General features: G+C 34.4%; 14 protein-coding genes. 6 read left to right on the forward strand and 8 right to left on the reverse strand.

Going from position 1 to position 15,834, the window contains the following annotated elements; all coding sequences use genetic code 11:
* Positions 1–39 precede the first annotated feature (39 nt).
* The 5 genes from I130_RS03995 to trmB all read right to left on the reverse strand — a co-directional run bounded on the left by I130_RS03995 (position 40) and on the right by trmB (position 3,201).
* A complete protein-coding gene (locus I130_RS03995) occupies positions 40–282 on the reverse strand; it encodes a NifU family protein (protein ID WP_034919724.1) in 243 nt (80 codons plus the stop codon).
* Complete coding sequence (locus tag I130_RS04000) at positions 283–1,413, reverse strand: Mrp/NBP35 family ATP-binding protein (RefSeq protein WP_034919725.1); 1,131 nt, start codon at positions 1,411–1,413, stop codon at positions 283–285. It abuts the gene before it with no gap.
* A 142-nt stretch (positions 1,414–1,555) separates the two neighbouring features.
* Positions 1,556–1,897, reverse strand: a complete 342-nt coding sequence (locus I130_RS04005) for an MGMT family protein (protein WP_034919728.1) — start codon at positions 1,895–1,897, stop codon at positions 1,556–1,558.
* A gap of 1 nt (position 1,898) precedes the next feature.
* Positions 1,899–2,522 carry a LysE family translocator gene (locus tag I130_RS04010; protein WP_034919730.1) on the reverse strand — a complete coding sequence of 208 codons (624 nt, stop codon included), beginning with the start codon at positions 2,520–2,522 and terminating at the stop codon, positions 1,899–1,901.
* 4 nt (positions 2,523–2,526) lie between these two features.
* Complete coding sequence (gene trmB, locus I130_RS04015) at positions 2,527–3,201, reverse strand: tRNA (guanosine(46)-N7)-methyltransferase TrmB (RefSeq protein WP_034919734.1); 675 nt, start codon at positions 3,199–3,201, stop codon at positions 2,527–2,529.
* A gap of 369 nt (positions 3,202–3,570) precedes the next feature.
* Between trmB and I130_RS04020 the strand changes: the two genes are divergently transcribed.
* Positions 3,571–4,629: a glycosyltransferase gene (locus I130_RS04020; protein ID WP_034919735.1), complete on the forward strand. Its 1,059-nt coding sequence runs from the start codon at positions 3,571–3,573 to the stop codon at positions 4,627–4,629.
* Here I130_RS04020 and I130_RS04025 read toward each other — a convergent pair.
* Both I130_RS04025 and I130_RS04030 read right to left on the reverse strand, forming a co-directional pair.
* A complete protein-coding gene (locus tag I130_RS04025) occupies positions 4,567–5,646 on the reverse strand; it encodes an ATP-binding protein (RefSeq protein WP_034919737.1) in 1,080 nt (359 codons plus the stop codon). The two genes, I130_RS04020 and I130_RS04025, sit on opposite strands and share 63 nt — an antisense overlap.
* Positions 5,646–6,329: a response regulator transcription factor gene (locus I130_RS04030; RefSeq protein ID WP_034919738.1), complete on the reverse strand. Its 684-nt coding sequence runs from the start codon at positions 6,327–6,329 to the stop codon at positions 5,646–5,648. The genes I130_RS04025 and I130_RS04030 overlap by 1 nt, the downstream gene beginning before the upstream one ends.
* Positions 6,330–6,629: 300 nt before the next feature.
* Here I130_RS04030 and I130_RS04035 point away from each other — a divergent pair, with 300 nt between their 5' ends.
* The 4 genes from I130_RS04035 (at position 6,630) to I130_RS04050 (ending at position 13,101) form a co-directional block, all read left to right on the forward strand.
* Positions 6,630–9,413: a TonB-dependent receptor gene (locus tag I130_RS04035; protein ID WP_034919740.1), complete on the forward strand. Its 2,784-nt coding sequence runs from the start codon at positions 6,630–6,632 to the stop codon at positions 9,411–9,413.
* Positions 9,414–9,450: 37 nt separating this feature from the next.
* On the forward strand, positions 9,451–11,406 hold the full coding sequence (locus tag I130_RS04040) for a hypothetical protein (RefSeq protein WP_034920474.1): 1,956 nt from the start codon (positions 9,451–9,453) through the stop codon (positions 11,404–11,406).
* A 193-nt stretch (positions 11,407–11,599) separates the two neighbouring features.
* On the forward strand, positions 11,600–11,938 hold the full coding sequence (locus tag I130_RS04045; RefSeq protein ID WP_034919742.1) for a T9SS type A sorting domain-containing protein: 339 nt from the start codon (positions 11,600–11,602) through the stop codon (positions 11,936–11,938).
* Between the two features lie 185 nt (positions 11,939–12,123).
* Positions 12,124–13,101: an acyltransferase gene (locus I130_RS04050; protein WP_034919745.1), complete on the forward strand. Its 978-nt coding sequence runs from the start codon at positions 12,124–12,126 to the stop codon at positions 13,099–13,101.
* Positions 13,102–13,309: 208 nt separating this feature from the next.
* On the opposite strand, the gene tyrS is transcribed toward I130_RS04050, so the two are convergent.
* Positions 13,310–14,599, reverse strand: coding sequence for a tyrosine--tRNA ligase (gene tyrS, locus I130_RS04055; protein ID WP_034919746.1), 1,290 nt, complete (start codon positions 14,597–14,599; stop codon positions 13,310–13,312).
* Between the two features lie 158 nt (positions 14,600–14,757).
* Here tyrS and I130_RS04060 point away from each other — a divergent pair, with 158 nt between their 5' ends.
* On the forward strand, positions 14,758–15,789 hold the full coding sequence (locus I130_RS04060) for an NAD-dependent epimerase/dehydratase family protein (RefSeq protein ID WP_034919747.1): 1,032 nt from the start codon (positions 14,758–14,760) through the stop codon (positions 15,787–15,789).
* Positions 15,790–15,834 lie beyond the last annotated feature (45 nt).

Here is a 15,834-nt window from a genome sequence, read left to right on the forward strand (position 1 = left end):
TTTTAATTTGCAATAAGAGATTAGAGGGCAAAATCCCTCTTACCTTTCAATATTTACCACTTTTTCTATTTGCGGTGCATATTTTTTGATAGTCATTTCTACACCAGATTTCAAAGTCATCTGGTTGACGTGACAACCAACACAAGCCCCTTCCAACTGGACTTTTACAAGGCGATCATCTTCAATAGATATTAAAGAAATATCTCCACCATCGCTTTGCAAGAAAGGTCTAATTTCTTGCAGGGCTTTTTCAACATTAAATCTAATTTCTTCGGTTGTCATTTATTTTCCTTTTACAGCACTACATCCAGCCATAGTAGTAATCTTAATAGCTTCGGTTGGAGGTAAGCTTGTATTTCTATTTACAGTTTCCTGAACTACATTTCTGGTTAATTCCTCAAAAGAACTTTCCAAAGCTGTAGCAGTTTGTAAGGCTGCAGGTCTACCTAAATCTCCAGCTTCGCGAATACTTTGCACCAATGGAATTTCTCCTAAGAACGGAACCCCAAGATCGGTTGCTAGGTTTCTTGCTCCTTCTTTCCCGAAAATATAATATTTGTTATCTGGCAATTCATCTGGAGTGAAATAAGCCATGTTTTCTATAATTCCTAATACCGGAACATTAATACTTTCTTGCTGAAACATTGCAACTCCTTTTTTAGCATCTGCAAGAGCCACATTTTGTGGAGTACTTACTATAACTGCTCCTGTAATAGGAAGTGATTGCATAATGGATAAGTGAATATCACCCGTTCCTGGAGGAAGATCTATCAACATAAAATCTAATTCTCCCCAAGCTGCATCAAATATCATCTGATTTAATGCTTTAGCTGCCATTGGACCTCTCCAAACTACTGCCTGATCTGGTTTTGTAAAGAACCCAATAGACAACAATTTAACTCCGTAACTCTCTACAGGTTTCATTTTAGACTTTCCGTCTACATTGATAGATAGTGGTCTTTCAGATTCTACATCCAGCATTATAGGCATAGAAGGCCCATAAATATCGGCATCTAGTAAGCCTACTTTAAATCCCATTTTGGCTAAAGAAACCGCTAAGTTAGCAGTCACTGTAGATTTTCCAACTCCACCTTTCCCAGAGGCAACAGCAATAATATTTTTGATTCCAGGAATTGCCTTACCCTTAATAGTAGGTTTTTCTGGAGCTTCAACTTTTATATTAACCTTTACAATGGCTTTATCAAAGATCTTTTCTTGAATAACTTTAATTATATCTGCTTCTGCCCTTTTCTTAATATGCATAGCAGGAGTGGTCATTACTAAATCTACCACTACCTCATCTCCAAAGGTCATAACATTTTTCACGGCACCGCTTTCTACCATATTACTTCCCTCACCAGAAAGTGATATGGTTTCTAGAGCAGCTAGTATGTCTTTTCTCTCTAATTTCATCTGAATTTATTTCATTTTCAACCTCTTATATAGATTGATTCTAAAATGCAAATATAAAGGCTTTCCCCTAGAAAACGAAGTATTCCGCTATAATTGATTGATTGTTAAATAAGCGAAAATTATAGAAGCCATTTTCGGCATTTTATAGTGGTCTGTCAAGCTCATTATTTGGATCCCAAAACACTTTCTCAAAATTTTGAATTTGGTTTGCTTTAATTTCCACACCCTCATCTTCTAGCAATTGTTGCATGGCATTGCTACCTCCAAAATGATGTTTACCAGTGAGTAATCCTAATCTGTTCACCACTCTTTGAGCCGGTACTTCTTCTAAATCATGAGCTTTGTTCATAGCCCAACCGACCATCCTTGCGCTTTTAGCAGCTCCCAAATATCTTGCTATAGCACCATAGGAGGTAACTCTCCCCAAAGGAATATGTTTTACTACTTCATAAACTCGTTCAAAAAAGTTAGGTTCTTCGGCCATGTTAATAATAGAAAATCCTTACCAAGGTAATTATTACCAGGACAAGCATTAAAGCCGCCATAAAATAATTAGAATACTTAGTAAAAATGGTTGTTTTATCTTCAATTTTCCAAAAGGAAAAAACATAGAAATAAAGTGTTGTAAAAGTTCCTAAGGATGCGGCAAGAATAAAAACCAAAATAATTGACCAATGATATTCTACATCTCCACCAATATTAAGCGCTGCAGCAATAGCCACAAAAAAAGGAATTGGAAATACATTTAGAACCGACACTAACATGCCTTTAAAAATACTATTTGAATTCGCTTTTTTAGAATGTGTTTTCATGTGAGAATCACTTCTTGCTTTCATATAAAAATAGATCATTAGGAATATGAAAATAACTAACCCAGTTCTAAGAAGGATGTTGCGAATAAAAGGATTATCAAAAATATACTTGGTTAAAAGAATTGCAACCAAGGCCTGAAATAACACAATTATAGAAGCACCAATTGCTACATAAATTCCATTCTTCCTACCATACTCTAAGCAAGTTTTGGCAACTGTCATGTTTACTAATCCCGGGGGCACTACTCCTAAAAGAGCTGCAAAATATGTGATTAGGAAAATTTTTGTTTCCTCCAAATTTCTATTTTATCTTAAATTGAATATAGGTAATTGGCTTTCCTTGCTCAAGGTACTGTTTTTCATAGAAAGTTTGTATCCCAACCACTTCTTTCGGAGAGTACACGTTTTTATAAACATCATGGTTGGCGTGCAAGATTTCATGGCCCTCACCATGTAATAAACCTAATGTGTAACCATGCATGAATTCACTATCGGTCTTTAAGTTTACTAAACCTTCTGGCTTTAAGATATCCTTATATTTTTTAAGGAATTCTGAATTTGTTAATCGATGCTTGGTACGCTTGTATTTTATTTGAGGATCTGGAAAGGTAATCCAGATTTCATCTACCTCATTTTCAGCAAAAATAAGATCTATCAATTCAATTTGGGTTCTCATGAAACCCACATTATGCATTTCATCTTCTAATGCAGTTTTTGCGCCTCGCCAAAAACGTGCTCCCTTGATATCTATCCCAATAAAATTCTTATTTGGATTTGCTTTAGCCATGGCAACACTATATTCCCCTTTTCCACATCCTAATTCCAAAACAATGGGATTGCTGTTTTTAAAGAATTGTTCGTTCCATTTCCCTTTCAAGGCATATTGAACATCTACAATTTCTTCCCGAGAGGGCTGAACAACATTATTAAAACTTTCATTTTCCCTAAATCTCTTGAGTTTGTTCTTGCTGCCCACGTGTTGTTAAATATTTTGGCAAAATTAACTAAAATAGCTCAGAAAGTCATTATTTGTATTCAAGGCATTTTCTGAATTTTAAGATCCCTCCATATGATGACAATACGCTGGGATTAATCTTAGCATAGAATGATTTAATACCAAGGAGGCTTCTACAAGCTCAGCCTGACGGTTGCTTTAAGTTGTAATTCTGAAAGTAGCGGAACAGATTGAAGAATCTCAATGAAGTAGGATAACATTTCAAAAGTGAATTCTCATTATAAAAAAGTATTACGCAAGTATTATAATAAGGATAATTATTTATTGAAACCAGAACTGATATACAATGAATTTACAATTCATTATTTGTTAGGTTAGTTATATTTGCTGATGCCGAAAAAAAGGATTTTAGTTGCTCCCTTAAATTGGGGTTTAGGACATGCTACTCGTTGCATCCCGATAATCAACGAACTAATTCGGCAAAATTTTGAACCGATAATTGCTTCAGATGGAGCTGCTCTTCAATTACTTCAGAAGGAATTTCCAGATTTAGAATATCATATTTTACCAGAATATAATATCAGTTATTCAAAAAAGAAGGCTTTCTTTAAATGGAAGCTTCTCCTCCAAACTCCAAAAATTATATCGGTAATTAGAAAGGAAAAAGAAATAACTCGAAAACTTGTTCAATCTCAAAATATCTCCGGAATAATATCTGACAATAGATGGGGTGTAAGACACAAAAAAATTCCATCTGTTTTTATTACTCATCAGTTGAAAGTACTCTCTGGATCTTCAACCATAATAAGTAGTAAAATTCAGCAAATGTTAATCTCTAAATTCACAGAATGCTGGGTGCCAGATTTTGAAGAAGCTCCTAATCTGAGTGGGAAAATGGGGCATTTAGATAAAACACTTTTTCCAGTAAAATATATTGGGCCATTAAGCAGATTTTCGAAACTACTTTTTCCTATTAAATATAAATATGCCATCGTACTATCAGGGCCCGAACCTCAGCGAGAAATCTTAGAAAAGTTACTTCTAAAGGAATTCGAAAATCATACTTCTCCTATTTTATTTATTCGAGGGGTTTTGGAAAAGGAATCAACATCTGAAACAATTGGTAATTTAAGGATCTACAATTATCTGCTCGGGAAAGAATTGGAAAAAGCATTAAATTGTAGCGAAGCTATAATTTGCAGATCTGGATATACAAGTATCATGGATCTTGCTAAAATGGAGAAAAAAGCCTTTTTAATTCCCACTCCAGGACAACCAGAACAAGAATACTTGGCAAATAGACTATCTGCAGCTTCTTTAGTTGGAAGTTGTGCTCAAAATAAATTCTCTCTTAAAAAATTAGAAAATCTAGAACTAACTAAAGGCTTAAGATTTAATTTTATTACTACCAGTTTTTATTCTGTTTTTAGTCTTTTCCAAGGTAAATGAAAATTCGCTACCTACACCAAAAACACTTTCTACATAGATCTTCTCATTATGTGCTTCCAGAATATGCTTAACAATAGATAGCCCCAGTCCTGAACCGCCTTCTTTTCGTGATCCACTTTTATCTACTCTAAAAAAACGTTCGAATAACCTTGGGATATTAGCTTTCTCTATTCCTTCACCATTATCTGAAACTCTAATAATCACCTTATTCTTAATTAAGTTTTCAATACTAACTTCTGTAGTTCCTCCCCTTTTGCCATATTTAATAGAATTTACAATCAAATTGGAGATCACTTGTTGCAGTCTATCCATATCTGCATTTACCATAATTGGTTCTTTATACGAAAGATCGAAAACAAGGGAAATATTCTTTTTGGCCGCTTTCATCTCTAAAAGATCAAAAACATTCTGAATTAATTCTACAATATTAAAATTCTCTTTATTTAAATGAAGATCTCCAGTTTCCAGCTTCGTTATCATATCCAGATCATTCACAATATAAACCAGCCGCTCTACTCCTTTACTAGCCCTTTGCAAGTATTTTTTACGCACCGCTTTGTCTTTCATAGCACCGTCCAACAAAGTGAGTATATAACCTTGAACCGTGAAAAGCGGAGTTTTAAGCTCATGAGAAACATTTCCCATAAACTCTTTTCTATAGGTCTCTCTAACCTGTAAAGTTTCAATTTCTAGCTTTTTACCTGCTGCAAATCGCTCTACCTCCTTGGTTAGTGTTGCCATATCTGTAGTGATTTGGCTAGGATTCAAAGTGCTAGCATCCAAGAGCGCTACATTATCGTAAATATTTTTTATTCGTTTATAAATAAAATGCTCTACTCTATACTGTATTATAATAAAAGAAATTGAAAAGCATACCAAAGCAAAACCAAATGTTGGCCAAACAAGAAATCCTGTAGTAAGCAAGCTAAAAATGCTCACAACGAAGGTGAGAACTACAGATATATACAAAGAGGTCTTAAAAGAAAATTTATATGAGCGCTTAAAACTTTTAGCCATTAAACTACAAACTTATAACCTACACCTTTAACAGTCTTAAAACTATCATCACCTATTTTTTCACGAAGTTTCCTAATATGAACATCTATTGTTCTACCACCTACAACAACCTCATTACCCCAAACATTATCTAAGATCTCTTCTCTTTTAAAAACTTTCCCTGGTTTAGAGGCTAATAATGAAAGTAGCTCAAATTCCTTCCTCGGCAAAATAATTTCTACTTCGTTATTAACGATCTTATACTCATCTCTATTAATAACCAAATTTCCAATTTTCACAATGTTGGACGAAGGCTCATTTTCTTTGAACCTTCTAAGCAAGGCATTCACCTTACTCACTAATACTTTTGGTTTTATAGGTTTTGTAATATAATCGTCTGCACCTGCATCAAAACCTGCCATTTGAGAATAGTCTTCTCCTCTAGCGGTTAAAAATGTGATCATAGTTTCGGATAATTCTGGTATTTTTCGAATTTGCTCACAAGCTTCAATCCCATCCATTTCTGGCATCATTACATCTAAAATAATGAGTTGCGGCTTTTTTTTCTTGGCTATTTTCACTGCTTCTATACCATTATCGGCAGTAATAACATTGTACCCTTCCGCAGAAAGATTGTAACCAACGATCTCCAATATATCTGGCTCGTCATCTACCAATAAAATTGTTATGTTTTTTTTCTTCATGAGAATTGAACTTATTCATTCAAATTATATAGGTAAAGATAAAATTAATCTTCCATAGTTTCGTCTCAATCCCTATTGGTAACACTTAGGTAACAATGCGAATAAACCTATAAATCATCCTTACTTCAACAGCACCAACACTTATAGCCATAAAGTCTTAAAATTCGAGGTTTATTATATGGTTTCCACGAAACAATAAGATAACATTCCAACTGGCCTCATTAACCCAATGGTAAAGTTTAGGTAAGCTTGTTCTTCTAAGCTCTCTGTTAATTTGTGGTGTCGATATAAACTAACAAAATGAAAAATTTTTTATTATTATTTACTTTTTTTATCTGTCTCTTTTCCCATGCACAAGACGCCACAAAAGGCGCAATCGCAGGAAAATTAATGGATAAAGAAATTAGCGGGGAAACGCTCCCATTTGCTAACGTTATTATTAAAGGATCCAATCTTGGAACTACTACAAATATAGATGGCCTGTATTCTATTGAAAATTTAAATCCTGGGAACTATACGGTTGTTTTCAGTTTTGTGGGATACGAAATTTTAGAAGTGCCAAATGTTACTGTAGTTGCTGGTAAAGTAACCGAAATAAATACTGCTCTAGGCTCTAGTGCGGCATCCTTAGATGAAGTTATTATTAAAACCGTATCCAGAAGAGACTCACAAGTAGCCTTATTACTAGAGCAAAAAAAAGCAATAGAGATCAAAGAAAGCATCGGCGCCCAGGAATTAGCCAAGATGGGCGTTTCTGATGCTGCTACCGCAACAACAAAAATTTCTGGAGTAACTAGTAGTGAAGCCTCAGGAGATATTTTTGTTCGTGGACTGGGCGATAGATATTTGAACACTACCATGAATGGATTACCAATTCCATCAGATGATGTGGAACGTAAGAATATTGCGTTGGAAATGTTTTCTACCAATATATTACAAAGCCTAAGTATAAGTAAAACATACGCTGCACAAAATTCAGCAGATCAAGCTTCTGGTACGGTAGATATTAGTACTAGAGAGCTATTAGGGACTCAGGAGTTAAGCGCAGCATTGAAAGTTGGTATAAATACCAATGCTATTGGAAATGGAAATGCCAATAATTTCAAGATCTCTCCAAATTACGACAATGTTAATTTTGGTTTTTACTCTCGTGATCTTGGAAGTAGAGATGCGCTAACTCAGCAATCTTGGAATACTCAAACTGTAGACCTTCCGATAAATTATAAATACTCTATTACCGCTGGCAAAAAATTTGGAGATCTAAAAGTGCTTTTCACCGGATCACAAGATATTTCTTTTGAACATAGGCAAGGCGTGTTTAGAGAATACCGAGCCAACTTTATAAACGATTCTATTACAGATGCGGAAACTTTTGCAAAAACCGTGAATACCACTGGATTGCTAAACGTTTCATATAAAATAAATGATAACAACGAAGTGAAAGTTACCAGTTTATTCATTAATAAGCTTACAGATGAGGTTTTTGAAGGTGGAAGAAATGGCGAGGCAAGTATTTTTGAGGAAACCGAACCCGTAGAAAATCTTTCACAATTTATAAGAGATCAGAACACCAAACAAACTAGACTTTGGGTGAATCAATTCTCAGGAGAACACCAATGGAATCCTAACAACAATTTAAACTGGGCAATTGGATACAACAAAGTTGATGCAGACGAACCTAATAGAATTAGAAACGAGGTAAACTTCGATAATAATATCGTTCAGTTAGGAAGAACCGGAGGTTTTCAACAAAGAAAATCTGCACAGATCATTAATGACGAAGAGTTTAACGCACTAATAAAAAATAGCTTAAGTCTTATTAATGAAGATACTAGAAATCTAAGCCTAAGTTTTGGAGGAAATTACCGTAATAAAGAAAGGGATTTTGGATCTCAATTCTTAGGACTAGAGGAAGCAACATTAAATATGTTAAATCCAACTTCTATTGATAACCTTTCTAAAGTATTCACCTCAGAAAACCTTCAGAATGGCTCCTTATTATTAAACAGACTAGACCCAGATAGATACTTAGCTACTTTAGAATCTACATCAGGATTTCTAACTACCAATTATGGAGTTAATAATATTAATATAAATATAGGAGTAAGATATCAAAAAGATGATTTAAATGTAAAATATGATGTTGGTAACATCCCTGGAAGACGTGGAGAATCTAATAAATCTTATAATAATTTTTATCCAAGTATCAATCTAAAATATGCTGCCAACGAACGAAACAACTTTAGAGTTGCAGCAAGTAAAACGATCACTTTACCAGAATTTAAAGAGATCGCTCCATTTGAATATGTTTCTCCAACAGGACAAGTAACGAGAGGTAATCCAGATCTTGATGCCTCCACCAACTATAACTTTGATTTAAAATGGGAATTCTTCCCTAGCTCAGACCAGTTAATATCATTAACAGGATTCTATAAAAATATAGAAGACCCAATTAGCAAAGTACAGGATAGAGGATCAGCAGGGATTTTCTCTTTCTTTAATTCAGCAGATAAAGCAGAAATTTTTGGATTAGAGGTAGAAACTAAATTAAGCTTACTAAAAGCCATAGAGGAATCTCAATATAATCTAGATCTAAACTTGAATGCTTCAAGAATGTGGCACTCTCAAGATTTAAAAGAACTCAAAGATGCACAAGGGAATTTTATTAGAACTTTTAGATACAATGGCCTTACCAAAACAGATCTTCAAGGAGCATCAGATTGGATCTTTAACGGTTCATTGAATTTCTCTACAAATACTCCAAATAAATTTCTTGCAAGCGTAATTGCTAATTATGCTTCAGATAAAATATATGCTTTAGGAGCACCAGAGATTCAAACGCAAAGTGATCTGTTTTATAATGATGCTATTATAGAAAAGGGCTTTGTAACCTTAGACGCGCTTATAAGTAAGGAGATTGGAGAGCATTTCAATTTAAATGTTACAGCTAAAAACATATTAAATCCAGAAATCAAAAGAACTCAAAACATTAAACCAAGTACTACCGGAATTGAAACTACAGAGACGGTAAGATCTTACACTCGAGGCTCAACAATTAGCCTAGGAGTTGGATATAAATTTTAAAATAAACCAAACAATTAATCAAATTAAACTTTTGAAAATGAAAAAATCAATTAAAAGTATTGCACTTATTACAACTATGCTTTCAGCTCTTTTCTTAGGAAGCTGTAGTAATGACGACAATTTCTTCGATGAAGGAAATCAAGGAGGAATTCCTGTAACGCCAATAGACAATAATCTTAATGGGAGCATCACGGCAAACCTTACGTTAGATCCTAATATTTCCTATAAACTAACGGGTTCACTAAGCGTAGAATCTGGAGTAAAATTAACTATTCCTGCAGGAACAAATATTACAGCGAACGTTGGACAAGAAGTATATATAGTAGTTAAAAAGGGCGCACAAATAGATGTTCAAGGAACTCAAAATAACCCAGTTAGAATGTCTTCTGCAACTGGAAGCCCAGGAGATTGGGGTGGTCTTGTTCTTTTAGGAGAGGCAACAACTACTGAAGGGATAGATGCAACTGCAGAAGTTGGTGGATTTATTTACGGTGGAACCAATGATTCTGACGATTCTGGATCTATTAGATACCTAATCATTGAAGGAGCTGGAGCACAAATAAATGCCGATTCACAATACAATGGATTAACGCTATACGCAATTGGATCTGGGACAACCATAGAAAATGTGGCTTTATTAAATGGAGCAGATGATGGGGTAGAATTTTTTGGAGGAACTGTTTCTGTTAAAAATCTTTATTTAGAAAATAACGAAGATGATGCCGTAGATTGGACAGAGGGTTGGAATGGAACAGTAACTAATACATATGTATTGCATACCATTGAAGGCTTTTCTACTGCTATTGAAGCAGATGGTTTAAACAACAATCCTAAGATCGTTAATTTTACTGCTGTTTCTTCTAAGGGAGGCACTGCATTACAATTCAAGAAAGAATCTGGAGCAACAATTTCTGGATTAGCCTTGATAGGTTATGACACTTCTATAGACATGAGAGATAATGGTGCAATAGCAAATATTCTTATTGAAGATGCAGTAGCAGATCCAGGAAAGTCTTATACAGAGGTGGCTACAGTAGATATCGCTCTTTTTAACTGGATTAATAACAGAGGTTCTATTGAAGCTACAGTACTTCAAGGGGTTGTTGAGGGAGAACTAACTTTAAATTCATCTGTAGCTTATGAGCTTACTTCTTCTTTAATTGTTAAAGATGGAGGAAAATTGGTTATTCCTGCAGGTACAAAAATAACAGCTAGAGACGGTGGAACAGATGTTTATATAGCTATTCTGCAAGGAGGAAAAATAGATATCCAAGGAACACCAGAAAACCCTGTAGTTATCTCTTCTAAAAACGCAATGCCTGGGGATTGGGGCGGACTTACAATTGTAGGAAAAGCAACAACTACTGAAGGTGTAAATGCAACTGCTGAAGTTGGAGGGTTTATTTATGGAGGATCTGATGATACAGATAATTCTGGAAGCATAAAAAATCTTGCAATTCTTGGAACTGGAGCACAAATAAATGCAGATTCCCAATATAACGGCGTATCCTTATATGCTGTTGGTTCTGGGACAGTTTTAGAAAATATCGCCGTAATAAATGGATCTGATGATGGAATTGAGTTTTTTGGAGGCACAGTTTCTGCAACTAATCTTTATTTTGAAAACAATGAAGATGATGCAGTAGACTGGACAGAGGGTTGGAATGGAACGGTAACTAATACCTATATTTCTCATACTAAAGAAGGATTCTCTACCGCATTAGAAGCAGATGGATTAAATAAGAATCCAAAACTGATTAATTTTACTGCGATCTCCACAACTGGGGGTACAGCTCTACAGTTTAAAAAAGAATCTGGGGCAACTATCAACAACATTTATATAGAAGGTTACCAAACCAATTTAGACATGAAAGATAATGGCCCAGTAGCAAATGTAAAGGTGGATGGAGCAAATGCCAGTTTAACAGGGACTTATAATGCAGGAACTAAAGTAGATGTTTCCAATTGGTCTTGGAGAAACGCAAGATTATAAAAATAAATTTCAATTTGGTATACCCTTATTAGTTGAGGTTATCATTTGAGCCAAAAAATAGATGAGGTGTAACTACCTCATCTATTTTATTTTAGGAGTAATTTAAGAATTGTTAATTATATCTTTAGGCATGTATTAATGGTATCATTTTTGAATAATTTATTGTAGATTTACAATTACCAACGTAAAAAATATGAAAAAATTCTACATCTTAAGTTTAATATTGGTTAGTTTTCTGCTGTTCGCCCCTCGGTCTATAGCACAGAACACAGTACAGCCTGTCTTTACAGCAGAAAAGCCTATTGAAGGCCTTTCAATTTATCCTAATCCTGTGGTTGGCAGCAAGGTGTATATAACTTCCAATAAAAATCATACTAAAGAAGTAGAAATTTATAATGTACTTGGTAAAAAAATTCTGAATGCCCGAATGACAGGAAAAGAATTAGATGTTTCAGAATTAACTCCTGGAATATATATATTGAGAATTAAAGAAGGAGTCACTCAGGCTACTAGAAAATTGGTGGTCAGGTAATTTTAGAATCACAAAATTTAAAAGTCTGGAATAATACAAATAATTGAGTAATTGCAAAAAATTTCCGAAATTCCATACGATGACATAAGTAATATAAGCCTCAATGAGGATTAAAATAAAAAGCTTCTATTCTTAGAAGCTTTATTTATTTCTACCTTTACTTTCATTTTCTTCAAAACACATAAATGAATCCAGAAAAGATCTTTTCTATTTCTTCTGATCAAGATTTCAATGAAGTTGCACTAGAAATTTTTCAATTTCAGTATGCAAACAACTCGGTTTATAGAAAGTTTTCAGATTTACTAAAAATAGATCCCCAGCAGATAAATAAAATAGAAAATATTCCCTTTTTACCAATAGATCTTTTTAAAAATCATACTATTTTATCTTCCGAACAAAAAATTCAGAAGACCTTTACAAGCAGCGGAACTACTGGAACTAAAACCAGCAAACATCATGTTACAGATCTCTCCATTTATGAGCAGAGTTTTAATCTATGTTTCAAAAAATTTTATGGAGATATTCAAGATTATGCTGTTTTAGCACTTTTGCCATCTTATCTGGAACGGGATGGTTCTTCATTAATTTATATGGCGCAGCATTTAATTGAAAAAAGCGTTCATCCAGATAGCGGATTTTATCTTGATAATTTAACTGAATTAAAAGAAAAATTAATCTCACTGGATAGCAATGGTCAAAAAGTATTACTTATTGGAGTTTCCTTTGCATTATTAGATCTTGTAGAAGACTTTCAGTTTAAACTAAAGAATACCATAGTTATGGAAACCGGCGGCATGAAAGGCAGGCGTAAAGAGATGATTCGGGAAGAGCTGCATAGTATCCTTAAAAATGGGTTTGGAATAGCTAGCATTCATAGCGAATACGGAATGACCGAATTATTATCTCAGGCATATTCTCTAGGTAATGGAGTATTTGATTGCCCTCCGTGGATGAAGATTTTAATTAGGGATCCAGAAGATGCACAATCCTATCTTCTAAATAATAGCACTGGCGGAATTAATGTGATAGATCTTGCTAATATTAATTCTTGTTCTTTCATTGCAACTCAAGATCTAGGAAAAAAGAGCGAAAATAACGCTATTGAAATTATGGGTAGATTTGATAATAGTGATATCCGCGGCTGCAATTTATTGGTGTTATAAACCAAGCTCTAAAATTTCCCTCTAGCTAAAAATAAATAGAAGAAATTCAACAAAAAGTGTAATGGAAACATCTTTTTTCGAACTAATACCTGTAAACATAATTTTTGGTTAGGTTTTTGTTTACAATAAACTATATGAGTTTTTTCATATTAGATTGGTTAGTTAGTTGCAAAGCCCTTAGACATTAATCTGTTTAAGGGCTTTTGCATTATACCACTCTCAAAATATAAGTATTTCGCTTTCCTTTATTTATAATAACATATTTGTTGTTTATAAGATCCGATTCAGAAATTAGATAATCTTCTCCTACTTTTTCTTTATTTACAGAGATCGAGTTTTCTTTTAAAGCTCTTCTTGCCTCTCCATTAGAATTTAAAAATCCTGTTTTAGCAGCTAAAGCAGCGATCATATCTAAACCAGCATCCACGTCTGCACGTTCAATTTCAGCCTGAGGAACTCCTTCAAAAATATCCAAAAAGGTAGCTTCATTTAGACTTCTAAAATCACTTGCTGTACTTTTACCGAAGAGCATGTTGGAAGCTTTCACAGCATTTTTGAAATCCTCTTTCCCATGAACGGATATAGTAACCTCTTCTGCTAAACGTTTTTGGAGTGATCTTAAATGTGGTTCTTTAGTATGTGTAGCAACTAGTTCTTCAATTGTCTCCTTATTTAAAAAGGTGAAGATCTTAATATATTTCTCGGCATCCTCATCACTTGTATTCAACCAGTATTGGTAAAACTTATAAGGTGAGGTGCGATTAGCATCCAACCAAATATTCCCTCCTTCAGTCTTTCCAAATTTGGTTCCATCTGCTTTTGTGATTAACGGGCAAGTAAGTGCAAACCCTTTTCCATCACCTATCCTTCTTATCATTTCGGTTCCCGTGGTGATATTTCCCCATTGATCGCTTCCACCCATTTGAAGCGTACAGTCATGTTCCCTAAATAAATGGAGGAAATCATAGCCTTGTACCAATTGATAAGTGAATTCTGTAAAGGACATTCCCACAGAAGATTCTGAGGACAGTCTTTTCTTTACAGAATCTTTAGACATCATATAATTCACTGTGATGTGTTTCCCTACATCTCTAATGAAGTCCAAGAAAGAAAAATCTTTCATCCAATCATAATTGTTTACCAAAATAGCTGCATTATCACTATCTGAATCAAAATCGAGAAAACGTGACAACTGTTCTTTAATAGCATTTTGATTATGTCTTAGGGTTGGTTCGTCTAAAAGGTTACGCTCTGCAGATTTTCCTGACGGATCACCAATCATACCTGTAGCTCCTCCAATCAGTGCAAATGGCTTATGCCCGCTTAACTGAAAATGCTTCAACATCATTACCCCTACCAAATGCCCAATATGAAGCGAATCGGCTGTAGGGTCTATCCCAACATATGCAGCACGCATTTCTTCTAATAAGTGCTCTTCGGTTCCAGGCATCACATCGTGTAGCATGCCCCTCCAAGTAATTTCCTCAACAAAATTCATAGGTGTCTTATTTTCAATATTAAAGCTTCAAATCAATTTGTTTTCTTCCTATTCTGAATTCATCAGGTTATTAATGAACCATAATATCTCATAGAAAACAGAGGTAAAGATACCAATAACTGCCATTTTTCCTAAACTGAAATAGCTATATTTACCTTATGATATTAGTTACAGGAGGCACAGGACTAGTGGGCTCACATTTACTTTTAGATTTAGTTAGATCTGGAGAAAAAGTTAGAGCGATCTATAGATCAGAAGGCAAACTTTCTGAGGTGAAAAGGGTGTTTTCATATTATGATTCAGCAAAAGATGCCTGTATATTATTTAATTCTATAGATTGGGTTCAAGCAGATATCTTAGACATCCCTTCTCTTAATAAAGCGTTTAAAAATATAGATCACGTATATCACTGTGCTGCAATAGTATCTTTTGATGCAAAAAACGCAAAATCTCTTAGGACTACAAATATTGAAGGAACTGCTAATATTGTAAACTTCTGTATTGCTTTCAACGTTAAAAAACTTTGCCATGTTAGTTCCATCGCTACTATGGATCTCACTTTGGGAGATGAATACATTTCAGAAAATTTTACATGGCATCCGGAAAAAGCACATAACGATTATGCCATATCCAAACATGGAGCTGAGATAGAGGTGTGGAGAGGTACTCAGGAAGGTCTTTCGGCAGTAATTGTAAATCCGGGAGTAATTATTGGCCCTGGATTTTGGAATTCTGGCAGCGGACAATTATTTAAAAAAACAAATGAAGGTTTAAAATATCATTTTCCTAAGACAACAGGTTTTGTTGGAGTGCAAGATGTATCTAAGGCATCAATCCTTCTCATGAATTCTTCTATAGAGAATGAACAATTTATAGTCGTTTCAGAAAATTTGAGCTTTAAAACTATACTGGAGTGGGTGGCAACAAGCCTTCAGAAAAAACCACCTCAAACGGCATTAAAACCCTGGATGGTCTTTATTGGCTGGATCTTTCAAAGTATTGCTAATATATTATGGGGGGCAAAAAAGCAACTATCAAATTCTGATTATAAATCCCTTTTTGAACATTCTTATTATAGTAATGAAAAAATTAAAGAGAGTATAGGCTTTGCTTTTACTCCTGTAAAAAGTGTGATACTGGAAACAGGGAAATTGTATAGAAAAGAAAATGATAATATTCCGTCATCTTGAATTTACACGCCAGTAACATATGCCTAGGCACCAGATGCTTTAATA

Source organism: Gillisia sp. CAL575 (assembly GCF_000403785.1).
Lineage (GTDB): Bacteria > Bacteroidota > Bacteroidia > Flavobacteriales > Flavobacteriaceae > Gillisia.

What these genes read in the sequence shown, in the direction of transcription:
- I130_RS03995 (WP_034919724.1), bottom strand. Translation starts at nt 282, where the DNA reads ATGACAACCGAAGAAATTAGATTTAATGTTGAAAAAGCCCTGCAAGAA.
- I130_RS04000 (WP_034919725.1), bottom strand. Translation starts at nt 1,413, where the DNA reads ATGAAATTAGAGAGAAAAGACATACTAGCTGCTCTAGAAACCATATCA.
- I130_RS04005 (WP_034919728.1), bottom strand. Translation starts at nt 1,897, where the DNA reads ATGGCCGAAGAACCTAACTTTTTTGAACGAGTTTATGAAGTAGTAAAA.
- I130_RS04020 (WP_034919735.1), top strand. Translation starts at nt 3,571, where the DNA reads ATGCCGAAAAAAAGGATTTTAGTTGCTCCCTTAAATTGGGGTTTAGGA.
- I130_RS04025 (WP_034919737.1), bottom strand. Translation starts at nt 5,646, where the DNA reads ATGGCTAAAAGTTTTAAGCGCTCATATAAATTTTCTTTTAAGACCTCT.
- I130_RS04030 (WP_034919738.1), bottom strand. Translation starts at nt 6,329, where the DNA reads ATGAAGAAAAAAAACATAACAATTTTATTGGTAGATGACGAGCCAGAT.
- I130_RS04035 (WP_034919740.1), top strand. Translation starts at nt 6,630, where the DNA reads ATGAAAAATTTTTTATTATTATTTACTTTTTTTATCTGTCTCTTTTCC.
- I130_RS04040 (WP_034920474.1), top strand. Translation starts at nt 9,451, where the DNA reads ATGAAAAAATCAATTAAAAGTATTGCACTTATTACAACTATGCTTTCA.
- I130_RS04045 (WP_034919742.1), top strand. Translation starts at nt 11,600, where the DNA reads ATGAAAAAATTCTACATCTTAAGTTTAATATTGGTTAGTTTTCTGCTG.
- I130_RS04050 (WP_034919745.1), top strand. Translation starts at nt 12,124, where the DNA reads ATGAATCCAGAAAAGATCTTTTCTATTTCTTCTGATCAAGATTTCAAT.
- tyrS (WP_034919746.1), bottom strand. Translation starts at nt 14,599, where the DNA reads ATGAATTTTGTTGAGGAAATTACTTGGAGGGGCATGCTACACGATGTG.
- I130_RS04060 (WP_034919747.1), top strand. Translation starts at nt 14,758, where the DNA reads ATGATATTAGTTACAGGAGGCACAGGACTAGTGGGCTCACATTTACTT.